The organism is Haloarcula rara, from assembly GCF_029338235.1.
Classification (GTDB): Archaea; Halobacteriota; Halobacteria; order Halobacteriales; family Haloarculaceae; genus Haloarcula; species Haloarcula rara.
Genome location: NZ_CP119785.1, coordinates 2,294,825 through 2,320,562, shown reverse-complemented (window position 1 = coordinate 2,320,562; position 25,738 = coordinate 2,294,825). Strand labels below are relative to the sequence as shown.

Below are 25,738 nucleotides of genomic sequence, written 5' to 3'. Positions count from 1 at the left end.
CCGGGTCGGCAGATACTTGTGACATGGTCCCATGGAACAAACCGGATCGCTATGCAACCGTGCCACAACTGTCAGGCGGTCATCGACGAGTACATCCTGGATAAACAACTCGAACCCCTGCGGGAGCTGACAGTCGACGACTTCAACCTCTGTGTCGACTGTACCACTATCGTCGAGGATGCGTGCGTGGAGTGTGGCGGTGCAGTGTACGTCCCCCGGACAGAGAGCGAGACGCCGGACTACTGCCCAGCGTGTCGCGCCGACCTGCTCAAACAGACGGGACAGGACCCCGGCTGGGTCGCCGACACGGCGTCGACCTGACGGCGCAGCTATCGATTGCGGTCCGTTTTTCTAGACGCACCCGCCAGCTCGGGCTCTGGAGCCATCGGAGAACGCGGGGGAGTCAGGGGTTCTTGATTAGTCATCCTTGATTACCAAATCTACATATTGTGGTGAAATGGAGAAAATTTCAGGCAGAAACTGCCTCATCACATGTAACATTTCATCAGCCTCAGGGGGCTTACCACTATCTCTTCCTACGAATATTTTCTCACGATTTTGCTCATTGATGTCGACTAATTTAAAATCGTTCTTGTCGGCAACTGATACAATATTCTCCCAATCTTGTCTATCGAAATTACCGATAGTATTAGCCTCGTTGATAAACATATGAACATTATAAGCTCCATTGGGGAATTGAGGTGCTATTGCATAACCGGATTTCGCGCCGTCCAAATAGACCATTACATATACTGGTGTTCCAGAGTTTTGTTTCGATAGTCGTATAGACTGGTTTAGTATGTCTTTTTTATTATTTCTATTGGGAGAACGTGGAAAATATTCCTTAGATTTGTCATTCGTTTGTGTCTCTGTATAATTTTGTATTATACTTTCTGCATCCAACTTATTTATCAATGATATGAATTGCTTCCCATCGATAATTTTGACATTGAGATTTTTCGCGGCCTCTTGTGCTTGAAGCGTAAAATCGCTGGTAGTCACCACAACGACAGAGTCTACGTTGTCCATTTGGTGTCTTAAGCTACTGTACTGCTGTATATCCGGGCTCCCCACCTTGCTATCCGGTGAGTATCGCTTGGCTTGTATCAGTTGTTTCTGATAGAACGGAGTGTTCTTTTCAGCAATAACGTCTACGCCACGATCGTTTGAGCCAGATGTAACCGTCGTGTTCCATCCTTGTTTCTCCCACAGTTCAGCAACCAACGCTTCAAATTCGTACTCGTCAATCCCCTGTAACTTTTTCAATATTTCTTCATCTGTAATATCCATATTATTCTATAGTGGTCAGTCGTTGGAAGGACATAAAACAACTGTCGCTGGATGATATCGCACGGTATGGATATTCGGCACTTGGCTATCAGACAGTCCAGGATAAGTGAACTGGACTGAGTACCGAAAGCCGTTATAACCTCGCCACCGAGTGAACTATCGGGAAACAGATTTCTCGCGAGCGTGCCCGGTAAGCGGATATCAACCGGGAACGGTCGAGCGCGTTGTTGGTACTGATCGTGAAGAGCCACTCTCCGAACTCGACGGTCGCTCACACAGCGACACTTGTGTCTCGTGTCGTCACGAGTACTGTGGGTCAACAGTCCTGAAACTGGTGCTTTATTTAAACCCCGTACCGTTGTCCCGGGTATGCAGACCCACATCGTCCCGGTCGGCTTCGACTACGACCGGCTCATCGCGCCGCTTGTGCGCGAGCAACTCGACGTGGACCGCGTCATCTTGCTGGAAGGGGCAGTCGGCTCCGAAGCCAACGTCGAGTACTCGCGCAACCTCGCCGAGAAACTGGAGAAAGACTACCAGAACCTGCTCGGGGCCGAGACCGAGCGGGTCGTCGTCGCCGACGTCTACGACTACGACGAGGCCTTCGAACAGGCCTTCGCCCTCATCAACGCCGAACTGGACTCGGGCAGCGAGGTGTGGGTCAACGTCTCGGCGATGCCCCGGACAGTTTCCTTTGCCTTCGCGACCGCTTCCCACTCCATCATGGTCGAGCGTGAAGGGGACCGCGAGCGCATCCACACCTACTACACGGTCCCCGAGAAGTACCTGGAGACCGAACTCGCAGAGGAGCTGCGCAAGCAGATAGCCCTGCTCGAGGACTTACAGTCCGGCGAGGCCGTCGACGACCGCGTCGACGAGCGACTGTCGACGGCACTCGACCTGCTCAACGAGTTCGACGAGCGCGGGACGACCATCGGCGCAAAGGAGATCGACGGCTCCCACATCGTCGAACTCCCCGTCGCCTCCTTTTCGAACGTCAAACCGTTCGAGGAGGTCATCCTCTTTACACTGGGCGAGCACGGCGAGTTCGAGTCCGTCTCCGAGCTGGCCCAGGCGCTGGCCCGTGATATGGGCGAGGAGTACACCGACTCCTTCCGCTCGAAAGTCATCTACAACGTCGACCGGCTGGGCCCCGGTGGGAAGGGGTACATCGAGCAGGAGGAACACGGGAAGTCCTACCGGACGAAGCTGTCGCGCATCGGCGAACTGTGGGTGCGAGCACACTCTGCGGAGGATCGCGAACGCGGCGACACCGAGCTGCCGTGACTGCCGGTGCCGTCGGCCCGGATTGCTGAAGAGAATAGTTCTTCAAAATAACTGCGTGAAGAAACACTACGCATTAGTAGCGACAACCGTTAGACAGACCTAGAATGAGCACCGTTAGAATCGTCGGCTGGACAGTCGTCGCACTGGTGCTGATGGCGCTCGCCGTGCCGTGGTTCCTCTGGGGAGCCAGCCAGACGGCCCTGGGTCTCCCGGTGTGGCTCTGGTGGCATATCGGCTGGATGGCCCTCGCCAGTGTGGTCTTCGCCGTCTTCGCGCGGACCGACTGGGGACTGGGCATCGAGGAGGTGAACACGCGTGGCTGATACGGCGCTCCAGCTGGGCATCGTCGGCGCGTACATGGTCGTCGCGCTCGCGGTCGGCGTCGTCGCCTATCGCCTGACCGACCGCACCGCCGAGGACTACTACCTCGCGAGCCGCACGCTCGGAACAGTCGTCCTGCTGTTTACGACCTTCGCGACGCTGCTGTCGGCGTTTACGTTCTTCGGCGGCCCGAACCTCGCCTACAGCGCCGGCCCAGAGTGGATACTCGTCATGGGGCTGATGGACGGCATCATCTTCGCCGTCCTCTGGTACGTGCTTGGGTACAAACAGTGGCTCGTCGGCAAGCGCCACGGCTACGTGACGCTGGGGGAGATGCTCGGCGACCGCTTTGGCTCGACCGCGCTCCGGGTCGTGGTCGCCGCCGTCAGCCTCTTCTGGCTGTTCCCCTATGTCATGCTCCAGCAGAAGGGCGCGGGGCAGGCCATCGTCGGACTCACCGGCGGCGCGGTCCCGTTCTGGGTCGGTGCGGGCGGTATCACATTGTTCATGGTGCTGTACGTCGCGCTCTCGGGGATGCGCGGGGTCGCCTGGACCGACACGCTCCAGGGACTCTTTATGCTCTCGCTCGTCTGGGTCGCGGTCGCGTGGGTCCTCTCGGCCGTCGGTGGCGCCGGCGAGGCCACCGCCGCGCTAGCGGTGGAGAACCCCGATTTCCTCGGTCTGGGCGGCGGTCTCTACACACCCCAGTATATCATCTCCACGGCGGTGAGCATCGCCTTCGGCGTGACGATGTTCCCCCAGATAAACCAGCGCTTTTTCGCCGCCGGCTCGAAGAAAGTTCTCAAGCGTACGTTCGCGCTGTGGCCGATACTCGTCGTACTCCTCTTTGTCCCGGCGTTCATGCTGGGCGCCTGGGCGGCCGGGCTCGGTGTCACAGTCCCGGAGGGAGGCAACGTCATCCCCGCGATACTGGGCGAGTACACGCCGACCTGGTTCGCCGCCCTGGTCATCGCCGGTGCGATGGCCGCGATGATGTCCTCCAGTGACTCCATGCTGCTCTCTGGGTCGTCATATCTGACACGGGACCTCTACCGGCCCCTGACCGGTCGCGACGAGGAAAGCGACGAGAGCCGGGAGACGCTCGTTGCTCGCGTGGGCGTCGTCGTCTTTGCGACCCTCTCTTTCGTCGCCAGCCTCTACACGCCGGGGACGCTCGTCCAGATCGGCGACACCGCCTTCAGCGGCTTCGCACAGCTCACGGTGCCGGTCGCGCTGGCGCTGTACTGGCAGGGGACCACCCGTCGCGGGATGTACGCCGGCGTCCTCGGGAGCCAACTGTTCTACGGGCTGCACGTCTTCCCCGTCGTCTCGACGCTTTCGGGACTGGTCGGCACCGACGTCGCCGTGCCAGCGACGTATTTCGGCTGGACACCCGGGGTCGTCGGTATCCTCGTCGGCGCCTCGCTGACCGTGGGCGTCTCGCTGGTGACGGCGCCCGCCGCGACCGAGGACCGGACCGCCTACGCCGTCTCCGGCGTCGAGAGCGACTGAGCGGCCATCGCTTCCACGTGTCCCACTGACAGGTGTCCACCGACACCTGCTGGCTGCCATGCCAAACCGAAGTCGTTTAGCCCCCGGTTGGCTCATAAACAGATAATGGTGCGTCGAGCAGACCGTCCGACCCTTCTCGTACCCGTAGTAGGGGTCCCCACGCCCCACTAATACACCTCCTCGACGCCCGCACCGGTTTTCGACTACCCCAACAGCAGATTCGACATGAGTGACACACAGGACCCACCGACCGACGAACCGCCAGCCGACGACCAGCTCACCGGCGAGTACGACCCAGCCGACATCGAGTCCAAGTGGCAAGACCACTGGGTGGCCGAGGACACCTACGCCTACGACGGGGATAGCGCGGAGCAAAGCTCCGCGGACCAATCGAGCGGGCAGAGCCCGCGAGATGACGCCGACACCCGTTTCTCCATCGACACGCCCCCGCCCACGGTATCGGGCAACCTCCACATGGGCCACCTCTACCAGTTCACGCTGCAGGACTTCGTCGCCCGGTACCATCGGATGGCCGACGACACGGTCTACTTCCCCTTTGGCTACGACGACAACGGAATCGCTTCCGAGCGACTCACGGAGCGCGAACTGGACATCCGCCACCAGGACTTCGAGCGACGGGAGTTCCAGGAGAAGTGCCGCGAGGTCTGTGCGACCTACGAGGACGAGTTCACCGAGGACGTCCAGTCGCTGGCCATCTCCGTCGACTGGGACAACACCTACAAGACCATCGCGCCGGAGGTCCAGCGCGTCTCGCAGCTGTCCTTCCTGGACCTCTACGAGAAGGGACGGGAGTACCGCCAGCGCGCGCCGACCATCTGGTGTCCCGACTGCGAGACCGCCATCTCGCAGGTCGAACAGGAAGACGAGGACAAGGCCACGAAGTTCAACGACATCGCTTTCGACCTCGTGGCCGACGGCGACGGCCCAATCACGTGGGACGAGACGTTCACCATCTCGACGACCCGCCCCGAACTGCTCCCGGCGTGTGTCTCGGTCTTCGTCCATCCCGACGACGACGAGAATCAGCATCTCGTCGGCGGCACCGCTCGGGTCCCCCTGTTCGGCCAGGAGGTGCCCATCATCGCCGACGAGCGTGTCGACATGGAGACCGGCAGCGGCCTGGTGATGTGCTGTACCTTCGGCGACCAGAACGACATCGAGTGGTACCAGGCCCACGACCTGGACCTGCGGCTGGCCATCGACGAGTCCGCGACGATGACCGAGGTCGCCGGCGACTACGAGGGGCTCTCGACGACGGAGGCCCGCGAGGCCATCATCGAGGACCTTGACGGGGAAGGGTATCTGCTGGAATCGCGCGACCACGACCACACCGTCCAGGTCCACGAGCGCTGTGGCGTCGAGGTCGAGTATCTCGTCACCGAGCAGTGGTACATCGAGATGCTCGACAAGAAAGACGAGTACCTCGAGGCGGGCCGGGAGATGGACTGGTTCCCCGAGAAGATGTTCAGCCGCTACCAGCACTGGATAGAGGGCCTGGAGTGGGACTGGTGTATCTCCCGCCAGCGCGACTCTGGCATCCCGATTCCGGTGTGGTACTGTGCGGACTGCGGCGAACCGGTCATGGCCGAGAAGGCAGACCTGCCGGTCGACCCACTCTCGGACGACCCGCCGGTCGATAGCTGCCCCGAGTGTGGCCACGACGAGCTCACGCCCGAGGAGGACGTCTTCGACACGTGGGCGACCTCCTCGCTGACGCCGCTGGTCAACGCCGGCTGGGACTGGCACGCCGACGAGTCGGCAGACACAGCCGACTCGGTGGACGCAGAAGCCGGGGAGTTCACGATGGACAACCCCGAACTCTACCCCTTCGACCTCCGCCCGCAGGGCCACGACATCATCTCGTTCTGGCTGTTCCACACCGTCGTGAAGTGCTACGAACACACCGGCGAGGTCCCCTTCGAGAACGTGATGGTCAACGGGATGGTCCTCGATGAGAACCGCGAGGCGATGTCCAAGTCCAAGGGCAACGTCATCCCGCCCAGCGAAGTGCTCGAGAACTTCCCCGTCGACGCCGCCCGCTACTGGGCCGCCGGCACCTCCATCGGCGACGACTTCCCGTACAAGGAGGGCGACCTCGAAGCCGGGGAGCGCCTGCTACAGAAGCTCTGGAACGCCTCCCGGCTGGTCGACCAGCTCACGCCGGCGACCCGCCCCGCCGAGCCCGAGGAGCTCTCGGCCGTCGACCGCTGGCTACTGGCCGAGCTGGACGCCACCGTCGACTCCGTCACCGCGAAGTTCGAGGACTACGCCTTCTCGAAGGCCCGCAACGAACTGCGGTCGTTCTTCTGGAACACCTTCTGTGACGACTACCTCGAAATCGCGAAACAGCGCCTGAGCGACGGTGGCGATGCCAGCACCGAGTACACGCTGCTGACCGCTCACCAGACGTTCCTGAAGCTGTTTGCCCCCTTCCTCCCGCACATCACGGAGGAGCTGTGGGACCGGCTTGCATACGGAGCTGAGAGCGACGACGGCTCCATCCACACCACCGACTGGCCGGTCGCGGGCGGCTACGAGGCCGACCTCGCAGCCGGCGAGACGGCCATGGAGGTCGTCTCCGCCCTGCGCCGGTACAAGACCGAGAACGGCCTCCCGCTGAACGCCGACGTAGAGCACGTCGAGGTGTACGGCCACGTCGACGGGTTCGAGGCCGCCATCGCCGAGGCGATGCACGTCGAGACGCTGGACACCTACGAGGACGCCCCCGACATCACGACCGAGGTCAGCGGCATCGACCTCGACTACTCCGTCGTCGGGCCGGAGTTCGGCAGCGACGTGGGCGCCATCGATTCGGGCATCGAGTCGGGCGACTACGAGATAGACGGCGAACGGCTCGTCGTCGCCGACGAGTTCGAACTCGGTCCGGACCTCTTCGAGGTCGAGGAGACCCGCACCTACTCCGGCGAGGGCGAGATGACCGAGACCGAAAGGGCCGTCGTCGTCGTGCGATAGGGTTCGGATCCGACGACAAACCGGTTCCCTGATATTTATTTGCCATCGCCGATAGCAGCCACGTATGAGGCGACGGACGCTGGCTACGCTCGGTAGCGGTGCGCTCGCGGCCGGTCACGTGGGGGCCGTCGTCGCGCTGGTCGGCCGCCCGCTCCGGACCGTCGCCGTCACCGGGCTCGCCGCCGCCTGTCTCGGACTGGTCGTCGGCAGCCGCGTTCTGACGGACGAACGGTTGGCGGCCTTCGCCGAACGAAAGCGATTGATGTTGCTGTCGGCTCTTTCCCTGCTTGGGCTGGTCGGCTTGGCCTCGTGGGACGGATTCGTGGCGGAGCTCGGTGGCCAGTACGCCACCGCGATGGGTGCCATCTATCTCGCGCTCGTCGGGTGGGTCACGGTGCTACAGGTCGGCCAGAACGCGGAGAGCGACGCGGCCCGCGAGCGCGGTGCGACACTGTTGACGCTGCCGGAGACTGACCTCGTCGGTATCGTCGGTGTCGAACGCTACCGCCAGACGATGCGGCTGCTGGGCTGGGCTGTGGGCGCCCTGCTGGTCGGCTGGTTCGGCTGGCTCGCCGTCGTGGAGTCCAATCCCCTGTTTCTCGTCTTCACCGTGCCCGTCGCCGCCACGTTCCTGCCGGGGATGACGTTCACCGTCCACGTCACCGAAGAGGGACTTGTCTCTGAGAATACACTCGGGTCGTCGGTTCCCATCGGCACGAAGTTCACGTCGTGGGACGAGATCTCCGGTTACGAAGTCGGCGACGAGACGCTCACTATCGCCACGGCACTGGGACCGAACTTCACCTACGAAATCGGCGACTTCGACGACCTAGAGCGCGTTCGAAGCGTGCTCGACGAGTACGCCGTCGAACGGTGACACTCTCTGGAACTCTGTTGGGCCCGTCACCGACCGCACAGCTTTATTTTCCGCCGCAGTGAGCCACCAGCCATGCAGGGGAAACCGCCGGCTGCGCTGGGGAGTGGGGCTTACGTCGCGGGGGTCGCCGCGGCCGTGCTGCTGCTGGGCGGGCCGCCCTACGCGACGGTCGCCGCCGTCGCAGTCGGGGGCTGTGCCTGGGCATCGCCGCGGGCGGCCTGCTGGTTACCCGCAGTCGGCTGCTGGGCCACAGAGTCACGGTGCGGTTCACGGGGGCGCGCTGGTGGGACTGGGGCTCTGGGTGACCTGGACCGGGATACAGAGCGGGGCCGGCGGCCGCTACCAGTTTGCCATCGCCAGCGTCTTTCTCGCCGTCGTCGGCTGGGCCGTGATGGCGGGACGCGAGCAGCCGCCCGGCGACGCGGAGACGCTGGCCACGCTCCCGCGGACGACGGAGAGCGGGGACGACGGTCGCCGCCGGCAGCTCAAACTGGTCGTCGACGTAGCCGTCCTCGTCGTCGTGGCCGGCCTCTTCGTCCGGGCAGCGGTCCTGTCGGACCCCTCCGGCTGGCTCTTCGGCGGCCTCTTTCTGGTCGTGTTCCTCCCCGGAACGCGCTCGCAGGTCCGGGTCACGGACGGTGGGCTCGTCACCACCCGCTACGTCTGCTGGGTGGTCCCGTTCGACCTGACGCACACGCCCTGGATGCAGGTCTACGGCTACGAGGCGACCGACGACCGGCTCAGAATCGCGACGGAATTCGGTCCCGATCTGGTCTACGACCTCGACCGGATAGACAACAGCGAGCGCGTCGTCAGGATTCTGGACGACCGCGTCCCGCGGCTCTGAGTCCGCCGCCGACTGCGGCGTCACTGCTGTGGCTGCTGTCGAGTCGTCGAGTGCGCGCGCCCGGTCGGCCGGGCGGGCGGCTGCTGTGGCGGCTGGCCTGTCGGCTGCTGTGGCGGCTGGGCCGTACTCGCACCGGCGGGCGTGACGCCCTCGGGCAGGATGAACTGCAACATCGCGTCGGGGACGAACCCGATCTGGTGCTCGTCGGTGCCGGACTCGTACCGTTCGGGCGCCTCCTCGGCGTCGCCGCTGTACAGTTTCACGCCCTTTTCGGTCAGTTCGTAGCGGTCACAGCGAAACCGGGTGCCGTCGGTACAGATGACGTTCACGGCCAGGAGTTCGGGCGCGACGCAGTTAGCTGTCGGCCCGGCGTCGTTTCACCTTCTCCACCCGCGTCGCGAGCGCGAGGAAGGTCGCCACAATCGTCAGCGTCACCGCCCACCCGGCCGCGAGGTCGTGGGCGAGGACGGTGTGGTCGAAGTGGACACCGGGCCCCGACAGCAACGGCTCGCCACGCAGCCACGTGTGGTGTGGGCCGCCCAGGACGGGGACGAAGTAGTCCACGATGTCGTTGAAGCCGTACCAGAAGGCGGCCACGGCGACTGCAGGGACCGAAAAGGTCGCATAGCGGTGGATGAGGAATGCCTCGACGGCCATCGCCATATGCGAGAGTATCAGGAACCAGTAGAGCCACGGCGCGATGCCCTCGCTGCCGTTGATGACCAGCTGGACGTAGGGCGTCCAGAGGCCGAGCTTGATACAGCCAAAGAAGGCAAGCACGTGGAGCCACTGGAGGTCCCAGTCCAGTTTCCACGCCACAAAGGAGAGGCCGATAAACAGCGTGGCGACGGGCGAGTCCGGAATCAGGGGCCAGGCCAGCGGCGTGGCGGCGCCCAGTTGCCCGCCCAGCAGCGGCGGCGACAGGTTCAGCGGCTGGCCGGCGTAGTACCAGAAGCCAAAAAGCGTCCCGACGAGGTTGACGATGGCGATGGGCCAGGCAAGTCGGAGCCCAACGTTCTCGAGCCACTCGGGCAGTGGCGCCACGTAGCGTGGCAGTCCCTCCGACTCGGGTAGCGACGCGTCGAAGTACCGGGCGACGACCGACTCGATTCGCCGTCCCACCCGGTTCACAGCCGACATATCTCCTCGTGTGGGTTCCGGTGGTAAACCGATAGCGATTGTGCAGGGTTCTGCTGGTTGTATTTCGTGTCGCGACGAACCGCCACTGGGTGCTGTTACAGAACGTAGTCCAGGCGGCGAAATCGCCCGCAGAGCACAGTTCGAGCGGTGGAAGGACACGCGTTAAGTTAATCCAGTCCTAAGCCCGGCGTAATGCCTGAAGCTACCGATCTGGAGGAACTCCGCCGCGGTACTGACCTGGTCAAGCGCGGCTTCGCGAAGATGCAGAAGGGCGGCGTCATCATGGACGTCGTCACGCCCGAGCAGGCCCGCATCGCCGAGGACGTCGGCGCGGTCGCCGTCATGAACCTCGAGGCCGTCCCGGCGGACATCCGCAAGCGCGGTGGCGTCGCGCGGATGGCCGACCCCGCCTCGCTGGAAGCCGTCATCGACGAAGTCTCGATTCCGGTGATGGGCAAGGCCCGTATCGGCCACACCAAGGAGGCCGAGATTCTGGAGGCCGCGGGCGCGGACATGCTCGACGAGAGCGAGGTCCTGACGCCGGCGGACGACCGTTACCACATCGACAAACGGGACTTCACCGCGCCGTTCGTCTGTGGCGCGCGCAACCTCCAGGAGGCCCTGCGACGCATCGACGAGGGCGCGGCGATGATTCGAACCAAAGGCGAGGCCGGCACCGGTGACGTGAACCAGGCCGTCCACCACCAGCGCAACATCAAGGGGTCGATTCGCAAGCTCGAAGGGATGAGCTACGAGGAGCGAGAGAAGTGGGCCCGCGAGCACGAGGCGCCCGCCGACCTCGTCCACGAGACCGCCGAGATGGGGCGCCTGCCGGTCGTGAACTTCGCTGCCGGCGGCATCGCGACGCCCGCCGACGCGGCGCTGATGATGCACCACGGCTGTGACGGCATCTTCGTCGGGTCGGGTATCTTCGGTGCCGAGGACCCCGAGGCGATGGGCACCGCAATCGTCGAAGCGGTGAACAACTGGGACGACCCCGAGAAGCTGACCGAGATCAGCAAGAACGTCGGCAAGGGCATGAAAGGCGACGCGAACGCCGACCTCCCCGAGGAAGAGAAGCTGCAGGGTCGCGGCGTCTGAGCCGGGTTTTCGACTGGTCGCCGTTCACTATCGAAAGACGAAGAACCAAGTCCGTCGGCGCGTGACTGGGACTGTGCAGCAGACGGAGACCGCGGCGACCGACGCGAACAGGGGGCTGCTGGACCTCATCAGAGCGTTTCAGGAGGCACTCGAAGGGCTGGCTGCCAGCCAGGGACGGGTCGTCGCGACGGCGCTGCTTCTTGCCGTCCTTCTCGTGACCGTCGTCGTGATTCCAGCGGTGCTCTCGTGGCTTCGAACGGTTGCGGTCGAGCAGATGGGAGCGGGGTCGGGCAGCTGGCTCCAGACGATTGCGACGTACACGCCGACGACGTTCCGCGGACTCCTGCTCCGGATGGCACAGCTCACGATGCTGTCGATCGTCGTGATCTCGTTTCTGGTCGTCTGGGGAATCGCGGACGTCGAAGCGGCGCTCCGGCCGTTTCTGGCGGATCGGGACCCGACGCTCGTTCCGACGATACAGACGATTGTGCTCATCATGCTGGCCTTCGTCGCGTCGGACCAGCTCCAGCGGTGGATAGACCGCTTCAGCACCGCGCTGTCGGATTTCACCGAGCATCAGGAGGAGATTCTCCTGCGGGTCGGGCAGGTCACCATCTTCGTCGCCGTCGGCGCGACCATCTTCGCGGTCTGGAGCATCAATATCGGGGGCCTGCTCGTCGGGGCCGGCTTCCTGGGTATCGTCGTCGGACTCGCGGCCCGCCAGACGCTGGGGTCGCTCATCGCCGGCTTCGTCCTGATGTTCTCGCGACCGTTTACCATCGGTGACTGGGTCGCCATCGGCGACGAGGAGGGTATCGTCACCGACATCACCATCTTCAACACGCGTCTTGAGAACTTCGACGGTGAGTTCGTCGTCCTCCCCAACGACCGGGTAAGCGACAGCGCCATCACCAACCGGAGCCGGAAGGGGCTGCTCCGGCTGACGCTAGATATCGGCGTCGACTACGACACCGACGTCGACGCGGCCATGGAGCTGGCCCGCGAGGCGATGGTCGGCGTCAGCGACGTCATCGACTCCCCGCCGCCACGGGTCGTCCCCAAGTCCTTCGGCGACTCCGCCGTGGTGCTGGAGCTGCGGTTCTGGATAGACCACCCGACGCCGCCCCGAAAGTGGCGGGCCGTCTCGGCCGTGGTACGAGCGGTCAAGACGGCCTTCGAGGAAGAGAACGTCGATATCCCCTTCCCACAGCGCACGCTCACCATGCGCGACGAGTCGTCGTCGACCGAGCGACCACGCGGCGTGCATTCGGAAGATTAGTCGTACAGTCCCGAAAGCAGGAGTCCGGCACCGAGCACCCAGCAGCCACAGAGCCCTGCGAGGGTCGCGACGTGGAACAGCCAGGGCAGCCCGAAACCACCGAGCAGCGGGCCGTCCATCGCTGCCAGCGCGTGCGCGACCCCGACCGCTGGCGACCCGGCAGTCAGGAGCAGTCCGGCGAACGTCCCCGCGACCACCGGGAGCGTGAGCGCGATAACGCCAGCGCCCAGCCGCGTCAGGACGACACCGACGAACGCGGGGTCGAGCCGGCCGGCCTGGCGGACGGTGGAACCGCTGTGTGCCATACCGTGCCATTCTGTTCGCGAACTGATAAATATCCGCATCGAGCCCGGGGAACCTGAGCGGGAAAGCCAGACTCCCGTCGTGCGGTTACGACCCTGACTACGGGCGCAATTGGCTGTCGAAGCTATTATCCCCGGGCGCACGTACGGGGAGATATGAGCACGCCGCCGGGGGAGTACTACACAGACGAACGCTGGCAGAACTGGCTCGACCGCATCGAAAACGAGGGGATAGACCCCGAAGACGAAGACTCGGCTCGGCTCCTGTTGAACCTGCAGGACGACGCCGCCATCGCGGTCGCGAAAATACTCACCGACTACGACGACGGTGAGCTCGACGAGGAGACCGCGCTGTCGGAGCTAGCGGGAGTCCGGGAGATAGTTCTCGACGAGATAGATATCGACGACGAGGAGACGCTGATGCTCATCGACGGCGTGCAGACCTCGCTGGTCTGTGTCTTCTACGCCGCCGAGGAGTACACCGCCGAGGGCGTCGCGAGCGACGCGACGGTCACCGACTACGTCGGCGCGGCCGCCGACGCAGAGGCCGAGGAAGACCTCGACGCCGCGCTGGGCTACTGTGTCCAGGCGGGTACGCGGATCATCGACGGCGACGAACTGGCGATGGAGGTCGTCGAGGACCTCGAATACGGCCTCGTCTCGGAGTGGGTCAACGGACTGGACAGCCTCCAGACGGCGCTTTCGGACCCGGAAGTCGTCGAAGAAGACGAGAACTGAGTCGTCGCTGCCAGCGCTGGTCGGACTGGCATCGTTCGTTTTCGCGTCCGATAGCTGGCGGGTAGGTTTTTACGTACCACCACGTAAGTAGTCGGCATGGATTTGGTCGGGGACCGGCGAGGGCAGTCTATCCAGATCGGTGCTATCCTGCTCTTTGCCGTCCTCATCATCGCTTTCGCGAGCTACCAGGCCGTCGTCGTCCCCAACCAGAACCGCGGGGTCGAGTTCAACCACAACCAGCAGGTCCAGTCAGATATGCAGGACCTCCGTAACGCCATCGTCTCGGGCCGTGGGACCGGTGAGGACCGCAGCGTCTCCGTGCAGTTGGGCACCCGGTATCCCAGTCGGCTGGTGGCCAGAAACCCCAGCCCGCCGTCGGGGTCGCTGAACACCGTCGGCACGACGGACGAGAGCGTCGCACTACAGATATCGAACGCGCAGGCCGCCGGCAGCAACGCCCGTGAGACGGGCGACTTCTGGAACGAGAGCCAGACGTACAACACCGGCGGTCTCACCTACCGGCCCAACTACAACGTCTACGCCGACCCGCCGGCCACGACGTACGAACAGACCGCCCTCTACAACCAGTTCCCGACGGGCAACATCACGGTCTCGGACCAGTCCTTTATCGACGGGACCGACATCTCGCTCGTGGCCATCAACGGCAGCGTCTCGGCGTCCTCGACGCAGGCCACGTCGGTCGACGTCCGGTCCGTGAGTAGCTCGACACAGCGGGTCAGCCTGGAAAACGACAGTGCTGAGCCGATTAATATCACGTTCACCTCCCAGCGGTCGGCGGCCTACTGGGACGACCTCGAGACCTCCCAGCCAAACGTCACGAACGTGACGAGTACTCCCAGTGGGAACGGGTTCTACAACGTCAGCGTCGAACTCGAACGGGGCGAGACCTACGACCTCCAGCTAACGAAGGTCGGCGTCGGGTCTGGGGTTACGAAGGAGGACACCGCCTATCTGACCGACGTCGACGGCGACGGTGCGTCCGTCACCCAGGGCGAGACCACCGAACTGACCCTGGAGGTCCGCGACCGGTTCAACAACCCGCCGAACGACGCCGCAAAGACCGCCGTCTACGCACAGGCGGACACCGGTAGCCTGGACCGGCTCTCACGGACACCGGACAGCGACGGACAGGTGACGTTCGAATACACGGCACCTGAGTCCGGGACCCCTGAGACGGCCGTCAACTTCAGCTACGTCAGTTCTGATGCGGCCAATGCGACGGCATTTAACGCAGAAACGGTTCAGAACGTCTCGATGACTGTTGACGTGACAGCGTCGTCGAGTGGCGGCGGTGGCGGCGGTGGCGGCGCGTACAGCCTAAATTGGGCTGACCCGGAGCCAGACAACACCAATGCGGTCCTGTCAGACTGCACAGCGTCCGGATGCACGTGGGACGTCGGGGGTAGTAGCGATTCGACGCTGACGCTCAGGGTGGGCACCGTGCCGGCACTCGAGGGCTTCGGCGTGGAGTTCGCGGGCGACGACAGTACTGTGGGGAGCGTGTTGACCACGGACACCGAGACAGATGCAGACGGCGAGGCGACCACCGACTTCAACGCCAGCGAGAACGGTACTGTCGGTGTCTACGCCGCAAGTGGCGGCGCGAGTGACCTGTTCAATCTGACCGTCGAGAACGTGAGTTCGGGTGGTGGCGGCGGTGGCGGTGGTGGCAGCGGGCAAGCACTGGAACCGGTCGAGGACACAGTGACCAGTAATTACGGCGGAAACGACAATTACAGGATGACGTTCGATATCGAGAACACTCGTTCGACAGCCGTAACTGCAGTTAATTTCTCGGTAGACGATTTCGCGAATCAGGGAGCCTCGACCAAACTCGACAACGGCAATAGCGACGAGATGCGAATCGGCGGGGCGACGACAATAGCCAGAAATGGCAATACGAATGCCGACGGCACTACCTACGAGTTCGCCAGTAATGGTGGCGCAGATATCACTATCGGTCCTGGCGAGCAGGTGGAAGTCTGGTTCAGGTATTTCGAGAAGGACTTCGGAGATCTAGACTTCGTGGACAATCAAGCCGATGCCGACCTCGAGGTGACAATCGGACTGAGTGATGGTACAGTCCAGCGGTTCTACTTCGCGGCGCTCTAGCTGACAGGACGCGGACCGGGTGGCCGTTCTCCCTCAGTTAGCTAACTGCGTGGGATGTCGAGCAGTCACATAGGTCGACATCTGTCGAACTAGTGGACGACAGTCATTTATACGTACGGGCTGACCCTCCAGCAATGACCGCAGTCGGCATCGACGCGATGGAGATCTGGACAGGAAAGCTGAAACTGGACCTCGCCGAGACGTTCGCGCCGGCACAGGGAGACGACCCCGGCAAGTACACGAAGGGGCTGGGACTGCACGCCTCCTCGTTCCCGGACGTCCACGAGGATATCGTGACGATGGCGGCCAACGCCGCCCACCGGCTGATGGACCGCAAGGGCCTCGAACCCGATGATATCGGCCGCATCGACGTCGCCACCGAGTCCTCTTTCGACAACTCAAAGCCCGTCTCCACCTACGTCGCGGGCTGTCTGGAGAAGGTGTACGACGGCGACTTCCACCACGCCAACAAGGGCGAGCGGAAGTTCGCCTGTATCGCGGGCACCCAGAGCCTGGACGACGCGTACAACTGGATTCGCGCCGACCGGCACCGCGGCCGCGCGGCTATCGTCATCGCCACCGATACGGCACTCTATGCCCGCGACGACCCCGGCGAGGCCACCCAGGGCGCCGGGGCCGTGGCGATGCTGGTCGCCGAGGACCCCGACCTCGTGGAGCTCTCGCCCGAACAGGGCTTTGGCAGCGCCGACGAGACGGACTTCCTCAAGCCCAACCAGCAGTTCCCCTCCGTCGACGGGAAACGGTCGGTCAACGTCTACCTCGCGCGGATGCGCGAGGCCCTCGAAGACTTCGCGTCTGTCTCGGGCGACATCCACCCCGAGGACTACCCGCTTATCCCGTTCCACACCCCGTTCCCGGGGATGGTCCGGAAGGCCGCAGCGCTTGGCTACCGGCACATCATCCGCGACACAGAGATCGAGGACGAACTCGCCGAGGAGATCGGCTACCAGCCGGTGCCCGATGCATTCGACGACGACGACGCGTTCTACGAGGCCATCCGGGAGTACACCGACTCGCTGACCGAGACCGAACGCTACCAGGCGTGGTACGGCGAGACCATCGACCCGACACTCGAGATATCCCGCCACGTCGGGAACTGGTACACCGGGTCGGTCCACATCGCCCGCGCCGCCGGCCTCAAACACGCCCGCGAGAACGGTCGCGACCTCGACGGCACGCAGCTGCTGGTGGCCTCGTATGGCTCCGGCGCCCAGGCCGAGGTCCACGCCGAGACGGTCGTCGACGGCTGGGAAGACGAAATCGCCCAGCTCAACGTCGACGAACAGATTCGGACCCGCTACGAGCTGTCCTTCGAGGAGTACGAGCAGATTCACGACGTCCACAACCACGACGCCGAGGCCGACGCTGAGGCCTTCACCGAGCCCAGCGAGGAGTTCGTCTTCGACGGCTGGGGCCGGATGGGCGAGCGGACGTACAAGTACGTGGAGTAGTCCGGCTTTTAGCTGTCTCTCGTGACGAGGACAGGACTGGTGACAGCCGAATAGACCCGCTAGCAACTCCACTCAACCATCCGGTGAACAGCCAGAAAGAGCCGGGGCTTTCCGGCTCTCTGTATCTGGAGTCAGCAGGCCGACTATGATTCTGTGAGAGACGGCTAGGGCAACCCGCGCAGCCCGCCCAGCACCGTCTCCAGGTCGGCGTCGGTGACGGCCAGCGAGACGTCGTCGATGCGGGCGAGGTCCGGGGCGTGTTCCCAGATGTCGTCGCTGTCGAGGCCGTGCAGGACGACGGCGCTGGGCGTCGGCGAGAGCACCCGCATCGCTACCAGCGGCGACTCGCCGCGTGTGACGCCTGTAAAGACCAGGGCCCGGTTGGTCGACTGGCCGTAGAGCTGGTGGAACTGGTCCGAGGAGAGCCGGGTGATGGCGGCCATGGAGTTGATGACTGTGTGGCCGGCGACGGTGTCGGCCCCGCCCCGATGGAGCTCTTCGGCGTCGATGGCGTCGTACACCCGGTCGACGCCGACGGTCGCCGGATACTCCCGCAGGTCGTGGACGACGTCGCTGTCGAAGCCCGAGGAGAGGACGCGGGCGTACTGCCGGATGTGGTCGCCGCCGCGGTCCTCGTCGATGTCGAGTAAGGCGGCGACGAGCCGCCGGACGACGCCGATACCGGGGTTGTCGCGGCGGCCGCTCTCGTAGTCCGAGACGACCGACGGCGAGACGTCAAGCCGCCCGGCGAGTTCGGTCTGAGCGACGTCGAAGTCCGTCCGCCACTTTCGAAGCGTCGCCCCCGGGTCGTCGCTGAGTGCGACCTCGCCGGCGATCTTCTCGGCGAGCTCGTCGCGGGCACCCCGTGCCATTGGCTAGCGGGAGGGCAGTCGCGGACAAAAGCGTACCGGAGCAGGGGCGGAGCCAGCGGTTCACGCCCTGATCGGCTGGTCGGCGACGACGGCGTCCGTGGGCGTGTGGACGATGCGGACGACGAGTCGGTCGCCGTCGTCGACGCGACAGGCCCGTATCGCGAGGCGGAACTGGGCGGTCTCGCCGGCCGACCACTCGCCGTCGCCGGTGCCGATGGGGCCCTCCACCGAGTTCGCCGAGTTGTCGAAGATGTCGTCGCCGCGGACGTATTTGCTTGCGGGTCGCGGGTCGTCGCCCTCGGCGGGGAGGTTCACCAGCCGGCCGGTCTTCCCGCAGGCGTCGCTCGCGTCGACGACGAGTTCGATGTCGGCGACGGTGAGCGTGTCCCCGCCCTCGTGCGTGATGCGGACGACCTGCTCTGTGTAGTGCCCGCCGCCGCTGGCGTAGCGGTCGTAGGTCCCGGTGGACTGGGCCACCGTCGGGGCGGGGTCGGTCAATTGGTCCGTCAGTCCCAGCGCAGTGGCCGAGACAGTGGCGGCCAGCAAGAGTGTGAGGCCGACGAGCAAGACGACGCCGACGACGGGCGAGAGGGCGCGATCGCTCGGTTGACGGACGCGGCGAGGTGACACGGGCGGTCTGGGCGCGCTATCCGACAAGAACTCTTGCCGTCTCCGCAACCCCAGAGAGCTACTCGACACGCAATTTTGCGTGAAGCGCCACTGATGGGTAGATAGACGCTTCCGGGGAACTCTTTTCAGGATACCCATTGTAGGAGGACGTATGTCCAATACGACGCTCGATGACCGGGGGCGCCTGACGCTCCCGAAAGAGATTCGGGAGCGGTACGGCGACAGCTATCACGTCGTCGACGTGCACGACGGCATCAAGCTGATTCCGGTCGCTGGGGACCCCCTCGAAGCGCTTCGGGACGAGTTCGACGACGTGGACAAGACGGCAGCCGAACTTCGAGACCGGGCTCGCGAAGTGTCACTGGACGAGGCCGGGCGCTGAATGTACGCGGAAACGGACTTTCTCCTCGCGCTCATCAAGGACGAAGACTGGCTCGGCGAGGCGGCAGAAACGGTGTATCGGGACCACGAAGACGAACTCTGGACCTCACAGTTCACGCTCATCGAACTCCTGCTGGTCGCCTACCGGGAAGACCGCGATACCCAACGAGTCGTCACGAACGCCGCAAAATTTCTCGATGTTCGCGGCGACGTGGACACAGTGGTCACAGCGGCGACGTACGTCGACGACCACGGGTTCACACCGTTCGACGCGCTCCACCTCGTCGAGTCCGGCGGCGACACCATCGTCTCCAGCGACGGCACGTGCGATGGATTCGCGAACCGGCTGAATTTGCGCTCGGCCGACGAGTGACGCTCCGCAATCCATAAACGACCCTCGCGCCAACCACGGACCAATGGACTGGACCGAGAAGTACCGCCCGAGCACGCTCTCGGAGGTACGGGGGAACAACAAGGCCCGCGATAGCCTGAAAGAGTGGGCCGACACGTGGGACGACCACCACGAGGCTGTCATCCTTCATGGCACGCCCGGCGTGGGCAAGACCTCCGCGGCACACGCCCTCGCCAGCGACATGGGCTGGCCAACCATCGAACTCAACGCCAGCGACACCCGGACGAAAGACGTCATCAATCAGGTGGCCGGCGAGGCCGCCAAGTCGGGCACCCTCACCGCCGGCGGGGCGGGTCGCCGGCTGGTCATCATGGACGAGGCCGACAACATCCACGGGAACTCGGACCGCGGCGGGGCCCGAGCCATCGGCTCGCTCGTCAAGGAGGCCGGCCAGCCGATGATTCTCATCGCCAACGAGTACTACGAGATGTCCAATAGCCTCCGGAACAGCTGCCAGGACATCGAGTTCTCCCCGGTCCAGAAGCGCTCTATCGTCCCGGTCCTGCGGGACATCTGCCGGAAGGAGGGCATCGAGTACACCGACGCCGCCATCGAGGACATCGCCGAACAGAACAGCGGCGATTTACGGGGTGCTATCAAGGACCTCCAGACGACAGCGGAGGGCAACGAGCGCATCGAGGCCGACGACTACGTCTCTGGCGAACGGGACACCTCCTCTGGCATCTTCGAGTATCTGGACGTCGTGTTGAAGGAGGGCGACGCCGAGACGGCGCTGAAAGACAGTTACGACGTCGACGAGACGCCCGACGACCTCATCAACTGGATAGAGGACAACATGCCAAAGGACTACGAGGGCGCGGAGCTCGCGCGGGCCTACCGCTCGCTGTCGGACGCCGACCGGTGGCTCGGCCGGGTGCGTGCGACCCAGAACTACTCCTTCTGGCGCTACGCCGGCGACGCGATGACCGCCGGGGTGGCCGCCGCCCGCGACGGGGAGAAAGGAGGGTGGACCCGCTACGGCCCGCCCAGCTACTGGTCGAAGCTCGGCCGCTCGAAGGGGGCTCGCAACACCAGAGACTACATCGCCCAGAAGATAGCGGCCATCGACGGCGTCTCCATGCGGACGGCCCGCCGGGAGGTTATGCCGTTCCTCGCGACGATGACCCATCACTGCAAGAACCGCGAGCTGACCGTGGCGATGGCCGCGACCTACGAACTCGAGGCCGACCACGTCTCCTTCATCACTGGCTCGGGCGAGTCCACGAACAAAGTGCAGTCCGTCGTCGAGGACGCCGAACGGCTGCGGGAGGAAGCGGCCGTCGAGCATTCGGGCGGGGCCTTCGAGGGCGCCGTCGCGAACGGCGCCGGGGACGTGGAGGAGGATGTGGGCGGTGACGACGAGGAAGGGGATGACGAGGACGCTCAGGCGACCCTGGGCGGGTCAGTCAGCGACGATGACGACGGTGACGAGCCCGACGAGACGGTCGACAGCGAGGTCGCCGACGATGACGACCAGCAGTCCGGCCTCTCGGACTTCATGTAGCGGGCCGGAAAAACAGCCTTTCTAGTCCGAACTCGGCGTCGCGTCGGTCCCCGAGTCGGCCGACGTGTCGGCGCCGGCAGCGGTCGCGGGTCCGTCGAACGACCACGCGGTCGCGGCGACCATCGCGGTCAGAATCGTCAGCGCGGCGGTGTGGTGAAGCACCTGCGCGAGCGCGCCGAAGTTGATGATGGTGTTGGCGCCGAGCAGTATCTGGACCGGGAGGACGACCGTGGCGACGCCGGTCGCATACTTGATTCGTGACGAGTAGTCGCCCCGCCAGGCAGCGACCGTCGAGCCGATGATAGCGAAGCCGGTTATCATCGCGACCAGGCGGTGGAACCACTCGACGAAGCTCGCCCAGTTAGCCGGGAACAGATTCAGCCAGCCGTCACACAGCGGCCAGCGACCTTCACAGGTCAGGCCGGCACCGATGGCTCCGGTGTACACTCCGAGCAGGATGAGCCCGAAGGTAAGCGCCGTCGTCGCCGTGAGCAACTGGCGGAAGCGGGTGGTCATAGTTGGCACTGAGGACTCGATGTACTTAGGAATCGCTCTTTGCGCTCGCGGGGGCGACACCGCCCATGACCCAGCGTACATTTATACGGCCGCCTGACTGGCATTCCCTATGGGACTCGACGAGGACGCACTGGAGTATCACAGCCAGGACCCGCCCGGCAAGATAGAGATAGCGACGACGAAACCGACAAACACCCAGCGAGACCTCTCGCTTGCGTACTCGCCGGGCGTGGCCGCGCCGTGTGAGGAGATAGCCGCGGACGCCGAGAAGACGTTCCAGTACACGGCCAAGGGGAACCTCGTCGGCGTGGTCTCCGACGGGACGGCCGTGCTCGGGCTCGGTGACATCGGCCCCGAAGCGTCGAAGCCGGTGATGGAGGGCAAGGGCGTGCTGTTCAAGCGCTTCGCCGACATCGACGTCTTCGACATCGAACTCGACACCGACGAGGACGTCGACGTGATGGTCAACGCCATCAATGCGATGGAGCCGACCTTCGGCGGCATCAATCTCGAAGACATCGCGGCACCGGAGTGTTTCGAGGTGGAGCGACGGCTCCGGGAGACGATGGACATCCCCGTGTTCCACGACGACCAGCACGGCACCGCCATCATCTCCGGGGCGGCGCTGGTCAACGCCGCGGACATCGCTGGCAAGGACCTTTCCGACCTCGATATCATCTTCTCCGGGGCGGGCGCCAGCGCCATCGCGACGGCGGAGTTCTACGTCTCGCTTGGCGCAAAGCGGGAGAACATCACGATGTGTGACTCCTCGGGTATCATCACCGCCGACCGGGCCGACCACGAGGAGCTCAACGAGTTCAAATCGGCCTTCGCTCGCGACGTCCCCGAGGGTGACCTGGCCGACGCGATGGACGGCGCGGACGTGTTCGTCGGGCTCTCCGTCGGCGGCATCGTCGACGAGGCGATGGTCCAGTCGATGGCCGCGGACCCCGTCATCTTCGCGATGGCCAATCCGGACCCCGAAATCGACTACGAGACGGCCAAACACGCCCGCGACGACACGGTCATCATGGCGACGGGGCGCTCTGACTACCCGAACCAGGTGAACAACGTCCTGGGCTTTCCCTTTATATTCCGCGGCGCGCTCGACGTGCGGGCGACGGAGATAAACGAGGCGATGAAGGTCGCCGCCGCCGAAGCGCTGGCCGAGCTGGCGCGCAAGGACGTGCCCGACGCCGTCGTCAAGGCCTACGGCGACCAGCCGCTGCAGTTCGGCCCCGAGTACATCATCCCGAAGCCGCTGGACCCGCGGGTGCTGTTCGAGGTGACCCCCGCCGTCGCACAGGCCGCGATGGACAGCGGCTGTGCACGCACAGAGATCGACACCGACAGCTACGTCGAACAGCTGGAGGCCCGGCTGGGGAAATCACGCGAGATGATGCGAGTCGTCCTGAACAAGGCAAAGAGCGACCCCAAGCGCGTGGTGCTGGGCGAGGGCGACGACGAAAAGATGATCCGGGCGGCCTACCAGCTCGTAGAGCAGGGCATCGCCGAACCGGTCCTGCTGGGTGACGCCGAGAAGATAGAGGCGACCCGCCGCCGCTTTGGCCTGGAATTCGACCCAGTCGTCGTTGACCCCGAGACCGCGGACATCGACGCCTACGCCGACCGACTGTACGAACTGCGCCAGCGCAAGGGCGTCACCCGTCGGGAGGCAGAGGAGCTGTGTCGGAACGGCAACTACCTCGGGAGTGTCATGGTGGAGATGGGCGACGCCGACGCGATGCTGACGGGGCTGACCCACCACTACCCGCGGGCGCTGCGCCCGCCGCTGCAGGTCATCGGCACCGCCGAGGACGCCGACTACGCCGCCGGCGTCTACATGCTGACGTTCAAAAACCAGGTCGTCTTCTGTGCCGACACCACCGTCAACCAGAACCCCGACGCCGACGTGCTGGCGGAGGTGACCCGCCACACCGCCGAGCTGGCCCGCCGGTTCAACGTCGAGCCCCGCGCCGCGATGCTCTCCTATTCGAACTTCGGCAGCGTCGACAACGCCGGGACCCAGAAACCCCGGGACGCCGTCGCCGACTTGCAGGCCGACGACCGCGTCGACTTCCCCGTCGACGGTGAGATGCAGGCCGACACCGCCGTCGTCGAGGACATCCTCACGGGCACCTACGACTTCGCCGAGCTGGACGACCCCGCGAACGTGCTCGTGTTCCCGAACCTCGAAGCCGGCAACATCGGCTACAAGCTCCTCCAGCGGCTGGGCGGCGCCGAGGCCATCGGCCCGATGCTCGTCGGCATGGACAAGCCGGTCCACGTCATCCAGCGCGGCGACGAGGTGAAAGATATCGTCAATCTGGCGGGTGTCGCGGTGGTGGACGCACAGCAGGAGTAGCACCCGGTCACGAACGGAGTGAGTGACCGGCCATTTTCGCCCACGTTTTTCCAGGTGCCCTCCCCGGAGCGAGGGAAACGAGCGAGGAAGGGTACCTGCAAAAAGGTGGTCGTCGAGCTGGCGGGTGTCGCGGTGGTGGACGCACAGCAGGAGTAACTAGTTCGTCGGCCCGCCGCCGGTCGGTGGATGCAAAAAGAGCGCGTCAGCGAGTACCGCGATTCCAAGGAGCGACCCGACGGCGAGTGCGGTCGACAGTGAGACACCGAGCACGCCGCTGGCAGCGGCGGCCAAGAGGAAAGCCAGCGGGATGACCGCCAGGACGAGGTCGTACCGCGACACGGCGGTCGGGCGCGCCGACTGGTTCAGGTACTGTTCCTCGGGGCCTCGTGTTTTCGATTCGGTACTCATGCGGGGAACACCTCTCGTTGTATACTATATACCCGCCCCCACTTAAAATTTGAGCTGGGTGACGTTCTGCAAAGGTTCTCCGAACCACTTTCGAACGTTACACAAGTCACAATATAGGGAATTCATAACTTATCAGAATTCCACGCGCGTCTCGAAAGACGCCACTGAGTCCGCTATCACACGGTGGGAGACGCTCTTGTGTCCGCTATCACACGGTGGGAGACGCCACTGAGTCCGCTATCGGAGGATCACACGCACCGAGAAAAGGAGCCGCTGTCGGTCCGCTCCTGGCCGTCGTCAGTCCGACGCCTCGCCCCGGTCGGCTCTGGAGGGCGGCGGGACCCGCTCGTCCGAACTCGCTGATTCGGGCCGGAGACAGCGGTCCGGCTCGCCGTTGACGTGGTCGTACTGGTCGGGGGCGTTTGCCAGCGGATGGGCCGGGTTGTGGTCGCTCGCGATGCGTGCGGCCCGGACCTCTTCGAAGCCGTTGATGCGGGCCTGGATGCCCCGCCAGTGGAGTCCCGTCGCCGGCGGGACGCTGACCCCGTGGGGTGGGTCGTACGCCGAGCTGTGTGTCGCGAGCACCTCGGCGTTGACGTTCTCGGCCAGCTGGTCGTGGTCGATGAGCAGCCCGACGCGGGCGTCTTTTGGCGCCCGTGTCGCGAGGACGTCCAGTCCCAGATGCAGCGCCCGATACTCCGCGACGTTGTTGTCGGGGGCACAGTCGGGCACCGACAGTCGGACGACGCGCTCGCCGTCGAGCGTCTCGATGACGACACCGAGTCCGCCGGACTCAGTCGGTGTTCGGTCGCCGTTTACCGGCCCACCGCTGTGGGGTCGGAACGAGCCATCGGTAGCGATGTAGAAGTCGCGATGGTGGCTACGAGGCGGGTGGGCGATGTGAGGCGTCGGTGACTCATCGAACAGGTCTCGTAACGTCGGCCGGCCATAAGCGGCCATAAGATAGGTAGGACAAGCGGGATATTAAATATGTGGCCCGAAATCCTGGTAAACCGACGTACCGGAGTCGACGTCGCCGCCGTCCCGAGACCAGTTCACTCGCGGGCGTAGGAGTGGCCGACGAGGAGCGCCACGGCGTTGGCGAGCACCAACACGCCGAAAGCCGTCCTGACGGCCGAGGACTGGAGCCCGGTCGCCAGTAGCGGGAGATAGAGGAACGGGAGGGCGATGGCCGTCCAGAACGCGACGCCCCGAATGGGCGCCACGAGTGTGCGGCCGACGCTGGGGACCGCGTCGTCCACGAGGGCGAACAGTTCGTTTACTGACGAACTCGACATGATTTCACCTGTCATGGGCTACAGTTGTTATCATCTTATAACTGCGAGAGGTTTCGGTA

Annotated in this window: 26 protein-coding genes; 16 read left to right on the top strand and 10 right to left on the bottom strand. The window is 64.4% G+C overall.

The annotated features are described in order from the left end of the window. Positions 1-51: 51 nt before the first annotated feature. Positions 52-321 carry a DUF7571 family protein gene (locus tag P1K32_RS12300; protein WP_276250016.1) on the top strand — a complete coding sequence of 90 codons (270 nt, stop codon included), beginning with the start codon at positions 52-54 and terminating at the stop codon, positions 319-321. A 96-nt stretch (positions 322-417) separates the two neighbouring features. Here P1K32_RS12300 and P1K32_RS12295 read toward each other — a convergent pair whose 3' ends face one another. After that, positions 418-1,290 carry a restriction endonuclease gene (locus P1K32_RS12295; protein WP_276250015.1) on the bottom strand — a complete coding sequence of 291 codons (873 nt, stop codon included), beginning with the start codon at positions 1,288-1,290 and terminating at the stop codon, positions 418-420. A 369-nt stretch (positions 1,291-1,659) separates the two neighbouring features. Here P1K32_RS12295 and P1K32_RS12290 point away from each other — a divergent pair, with 369 nt between their 5' ends. The 6 genes from P1K32_RS12290 (at position 1,660) to P1K32_RS12265 (ending at position 9,128) form a co-directional block, all read left to right on the top strand. Next, positions 1,660-2,577: an HFX_2341 family transcriptional regulator gene (locus tag P1K32_RS12290; RefSeq protein ID WP_276250014.1), complete on the top strand. Its 918-nt coding sequence runs from the start codon at positions 1,660-1,662 to the stop codon at positions 2,575-2,577. A gap of 104 nt (positions 2,578-2,681) precedes the next feature. Continuing rightward, on the top strand, positions 2,682-2,900 hold the full coding sequence (locus P1K32_RS12285) for a DUF3311 domain-containing protein (RefSeq protein ID WP_276250013.1): 219 nt from the start codon (positions 2,682-2,684) through the stop codon (positions 2,898-2,900). After that, the gene (locus tag P1K32_RS12280; protein WP_276250012.1) at positions 2,893-4,410 is read left to right on the top strand and encodes a sodium:solute symporter family protein; all 1,518 of its coding nucleotides are present in this window, start codon (positions 2,893-2,895) and stop codon (positions 4,408-4,410) included. The genes P1K32_RS12285 and P1K32_RS12280 overlap by 8 nt, the downstream gene beginning before the upstream one ends. A gap of 225 nt (positions 4,411-4,635) precedes the next feature. Next, positions 4,636-7,404: a valine--tRNA ligase gene (locus P1K32_RS12275; RefSeq protein ID WP_276250011.1), complete on the top strand. Its 2,769-nt coding sequence runs from the start codon at positions 4,636-4,638 to the stop codon at positions 7,402-7,404. Positions 7,405-7,468: 64 nt separating this feature from the next. After that, positions 7,469-8,281, top strand: coding sequence for a hypothetical protein (locus P1K32_RS12270; RefSeq protein ID WP_276250010.1), 813 nt, complete (start codon positions 7,469-7,471; stop codon positions 8,279-8,281). 283 nt (positions 8,282-8,564) lie between these two features. Then, positions 8,565-9,128, top strand: coding sequence for a hypothetical protein (locus tag P1K32_RS12265; protein WP_276250009.1), 564 nt, complete (start codon positions 8,565-8,567; stop codon positions 9,126-9,128). A gap of 20 nt (positions 9,129-9,148) precedes the next feature. On the opposite strand, the gene P1K32_RS12260 is transcribed toward P1K32_RS12265, so the two are convergent. After that, entirely contained in the window at positions 9,149-9,457 is a 309-nt protein-coding gene (locus P1K32_RS12260; protein ID WP_276250008.1) for a hypothetical protein, read from the bottom strand. A 25-nt stretch (positions 9,458-9,482) separates the two neighbouring features. Continuing rightward, on the bottom strand, positions 9,483-10,268 hold the full coding sequence (locus P1K32_RS12255) for a DUF1405 domain-containing protein (protein WP_276250007.1): 786 nt from the start codon (positions 10,266-10,268) through the stop codon (positions 9,483-9,485). A 192-nt stretch (positions 10,269-10,460) separates the two neighbouring features. On the opposite strand from P1K32_RS12255, the gene pdxS reads away from it, so the two are divergent. Next, positions 10,461-11,369, top strand: a complete 909-nt coding sequence (pdxS, locus tag P1K32_RS12250) for a pyridoxal 5'-phosphate synthase lyase subunit PdxS (RefSeq protein ID WP_276250006.1) — start codon at positions 10,461-10,463, stop codon at positions 11,367-11,369. Between the two features lie 73 nt (positions 11,370-11,442). Then, positions 11,443-12,648, top strand: a complete 1,206-nt coding sequence (locus P1K32_RS12245; RefSeq protein ID WP_276250005.1) for a mechanosensitive ion channel family protein — start codon at positions 11,443-11,445, stop codon at positions 12,646-12,648. On the opposite strand, the gene P1K32_RS12240 is transcribed toward P1K32_RS12245, so the two are convergent. Then, a complete protein-coding gene (locus P1K32_RS12240; RefSeq protein WP_276250004.1) occupies positions 12,645-12,953 on the bottom strand; it encodes a hypothetical protein in 309 nt (102 codons plus the stop codon). The two genes, P1K32_RS12245 and P1K32_RS12240, sit on opposite strands and share 4 nt — an antisense overlap. A gap of 153 nt (positions 12,954-13,106) precedes the next feature. Between P1K32_RS12240 and P1K32_RS12235 the strand changes: the two genes are divergently transcribed. The 3 genes from P1K32_RS12235 to hmgB all read left to right on the top strand — a co-directional run bounded on the left by P1K32_RS12235 (position 13,107) and on the right by hmgB (position 17,293). Next, the gene (locus P1K32_RS12235; protein WP_276250003.1) at positions 13,107-13,688 is read left to right on the top strand and encodes a DUF2150 family protein; all 582 of its coding nucleotides are present in this window, start codon (positions 13,107-13,109) and stop codon (positions 13,686-13,688) included. Positions 13,689-13,784: 96 nt separating this feature from the next. Next, a complete protein-coding gene (locus tag P1K32_RS12230; protein ID WP_276250002.1) occupies positions 13,785-15,821 on the top strand; it encodes a hypothetical protein in 2,037 nt (678 codons plus the stop codon). A gap of 134 nt (positions 15,822-15,955) precedes the next feature. Next, on the top strand, positions 15,956-17,293 hold the full coding sequence (gene hmgB / locus P1K32_RS12225) for a hydroxymethylglutaryl-CoA synthase (RefSeq protein WP_276250001.1): 1,338 nt from the start codon (positions 15,956-15,958) through the stop codon (positions 17,291-17,293). Between the two features lie 164 nt (positions 17,294-17,457). Here hmgB and P1K32_RS12220 read toward each other — a convergent pair whose 3' ends face one another. Together P1K32_RS12220 and P1K32_RS12215 are read right to left on the bottom strand one after the other, a co-directional pair. Then, positions 17,458-18,165, bottom strand: a complete 708-nt coding sequence (locus P1K32_RS12220) for a helix-turn-helix domain-containing protein (RefSeq protein WP_276250000.1) — start codon at positions 18,163-18,165, stop codon at positions 17,458-17,460. A 60-nt stretch (positions 18,166-18,225) separates the two neighbouring features. Continuing rightward, entirely contained in the window at positions 18,226-18,795 is a 570-nt protein-coding gene (locus P1K32_RS12215) for a type IV pilin domain-containing protein (RefSeq protein ID WP_276249999.1), read from the bottom strand. 151 nt (positions 18,796-18,946) lie between these two features. Here P1K32_RS12215 and P1K32_RS12210 point away from each other — a divergent pair, with 151 nt between their 5' ends. The 3 genes from P1K32_RS12210 to P1K32_RS12200 are packed head-to-tail and all read left to right on the top strand — an operon-like array spanning position 18,947 to position 21,092. Continuing rightward, the gene (locus tag P1K32_RS12210) at positions 18,947-19,177 is read left to right on the top strand and encodes an AbrB/MazE/SpoVT family DNA-binding domain-containing protein (RefSeq protein ID WP_276249998.1); all 231 of its coding nucleotides are present in this window, start codon (positions 18,947-18,949) and stop codon (positions 19,175-19,177) included. Further along, the gene (locus P1K32_RS12205) at positions 19,178-19,549 is read left to right on the top strand and encodes a type II toxin-antitoxin system VapC family toxin (RefSeq protein ID WP_276249997.1); all 372 of its coding nucleotides are present in this window, start codon (positions 19,178-19,180) and stop codon (positions 19,547-19,549) included. It abuts the gene before it with no gap. A gap of 43 nt (positions 19,550-19,592) precedes the next feature. Further along, positions 19,593-21,092, top strand: a complete 1,500-nt coding sequence (locus P1K32_RS12200) for a replication factor C large subunit (protein WP_276249996.1) — start codon at positions 19,593-19,595, stop codon at positions 21,090-21,092. Between the two features lie 21 nt (positions 21,093-21,113). On the opposite strand, the gene P1K32_RS12195 is transcribed toward P1K32_RS12200, so the two are convergent. Beyond that, positions 21,114-21,608 carry a COX15/CtaA family protein gene (locus tag P1K32_RS12195; RefSeq protein ID WP_276249995.1) on the bottom strand — a complete coding sequence of 165 codons (495 nt, stop codon included), beginning with the start codon at positions 21,606-21,608 and terminating at the stop codon, positions 21,114-21,116. A gap of 109 nt (positions 21,609-21,717) precedes the next feature. Here P1K32_RS12195 and P1K32_RS12190 point away from each other — a divergent pair, with 109 nt between their 5' ends. Beyond that, positions 21,718-23,973 carry an NADP-dependent malic enzyme gene (locus P1K32_RS12190; protein ID WP_276249994.1) on the top strand — a complete coding sequence of 752 codons (2,256 nt, stop codon included), beginning with the start codon at positions 21,718-21,720 and terminating at the stop codon, positions 23,971-23,973. A gap of 156 nt (positions 23,974-24,129) precedes the next feature. On the opposite strand, the gene P1K32_RS12185 is transcribed toward P1K32_RS12190, so the two are convergent. From P1K32_RS12185 to P1K32_RS12175, 3 genes are all read right to left on the bottom strand, one after another. After that, on the bottom strand, positions 24,130-24,381 hold the full coding sequence (locus tag P1K32_RS12185) for a DUF8015 family protein (protein ID WP_276249993.1): 252 nt from the start codon (positions 24,379-24,381) through the stop codon (positions 24,130-24,132). 297 nt (positions 24,382-24,678) lie between these two features. Continuing rightward, positions 24,679-25,341: a ribonuclease H family protein gene (locus P1K32_RS12180; RefSeq protein WP_276249992.1), complete on the bottom strand. Its 663-nt coding sequence runs from the start codon at positions 25,339-25,341 to the stop codon at positions 24,679-24,681. Positions 25,342-25,436: 95 nt separating this feature from the next. Then, the gene (locus P1K32_RS12175; protein ID WP_276252192.1) at positions 25,437-25,679 is read right to left on the bottom strand and encodes a DUF8028 family protein; all 243 of its coding nucleotides are present in this window, start codon (positions 25,677-25,679) and stop codon (positions 25,437-25,439) included. Positions 25,680-25,738: the final 59 nt, after the last annotated feature.

Bases quoted from the DNA above. Each gene is read 5' to 3' on its own strand.
- P1K32_RS12240 (WP_276250004.1), bottom strand. From the start codon at position 12,953: ATGGCACACAGCGGTTCCACCGTCCGCCAGGCCGGCCGGCTCGACCCC.
- P1K32_RS12190 (WP_276249994.1), top strand. From the start codon at position 21,718: ATGGGACTCGACGAGGACGCACTGGAGTATCACAGCCAGGACCCGCCC.
- P1K32_RS12210 (WP_276249998.1), top strand. From the start codon at position 18,947: ATGTCCAATACGACGCTCGATGACCGGGGGCGCCTGACGCTCCCGAAA.
- P1K32_RS12180 (WP_276249992.1), bottom strand. From the start codon at position 25,341: ATGGCCGCTTATGGCCGGCCGACGTTACGAGACCTGTTCGATGAGTCA.
- P1K32_RS12270 (WP_276250010.1), top strand. From the start codon at position 7,469: ATGAGGCGACGGACGCTGGCTACGCTCGGTAGCGGTGCGCTCGCGGCC.
- P1K32_RS12205 (WP_276249997.1), top strand. From the start codon at position 19,178: ATGTACGCGGAAACGGACTTTCTCCTCGCGCTCATCAAGGACGAAGAC.
- P1K32_RS12185 (WP_276249993.1), bottom strand. From the start codon at position 24,381: ATGAGTACCGAATCGAAAACACGAGGCCCCGAGGAACAGTACCTGAAC.
- P1K32_RS12295 (WP_276250015.1), bottom strand. From the start codon at position 1,290: ATGGATATTACAGATGAAGAAATATTGAAAAAGTTACAGGGGATTGAC.
- P1K32_RS12285 (WP_276250013.1), top strand. From the start codon at position 2,682: ATGAGCACCGTTAGAATCGTCGGCTGGACAGTCGTCGCACTGGTGCTG.
- hmgB (WP_276250001.1), top strand. From the start codon at position 15,956: ATGACCGCAGTCGGCATCGACGCGATGGAGATCTGGACAGGAAAGCTG.
- P1K32_RS12175 (WP_276252192.1), bottom strand. From the start codon at position 25,679: ATGTCGAGTTCGTCAGTAAACGAACTGTTCGCCCTCGTGGACGACGCG.
- P1K32_RS12255 (WP_276250007.1), bottom strand. From the start codon at position 10,268: ATGTCGGCTGTGAACCGGGTGGGACGGCGAATCGAGTCGGTCGTCGCC.
- P1K32_RS12200 (WP_276249996.1), top strand. From the start codon at position 19,593: ATGGACTGGACCGAGAAGTACCGCCCGAGCACGCTCTCGGAGGTACGG.
- P1K32_RS12275 (WP_276250011.1), top strand. From the start codon at position 4,636: ATGAGTGACACACAGGACCCACCGACCGACGAACCGCCAGCCGACGAC.
- P1K32_RS12195 (WP_276249995.1), bottom strand. From the start codon at position 21,608: ATGACCACCCGCTTCCGCCAGTTGCTCACGGCGACGACGGCGCTTACC.
- pdxS (WP_276250006.1), top strand. From the start codon at position 10,461: ATGCCTGAAGCTACCGATCTGGAGGAACTCCGCCGCGGTACTGACCTG.
- P1K32_RS12290 (WP_276250014.1), top strand. From the start codon at position 1,660: ATGCAGACCCACATCGTCCCGGTCGGCTTCGACTACGACCGGCTCATC.
- P1K32_RS12235 (WP_276250003.1), top strand. From the start codon at position 13,107: ATGAGCACGCCGCCGGGGGAGTACTACACAGACGAACGCTGGCAGAAC.
- P1K32_RS12230 (WP_276250002.1), top strand. From the start codon at position 13,785: ATGGATTTGGTCGGGGACCGGCGAGGGCAGTCTATCCAGATCGGTGCT.
- P1K32_RS12220 (WP_276250000.1), bottom strand. From the start codon at position 18,165: ATGGCACGGGGTGCCCGCGACGAGCTCGCCGAGAAGATCGCCGGCGAG.
- P1K32_RS12300 (WP_276250016.1), top strand. From the start codon at position 52: ATGCAACCGTGCCACAACTGTCAGGCGGTCATCGACGAGTACATCCTG.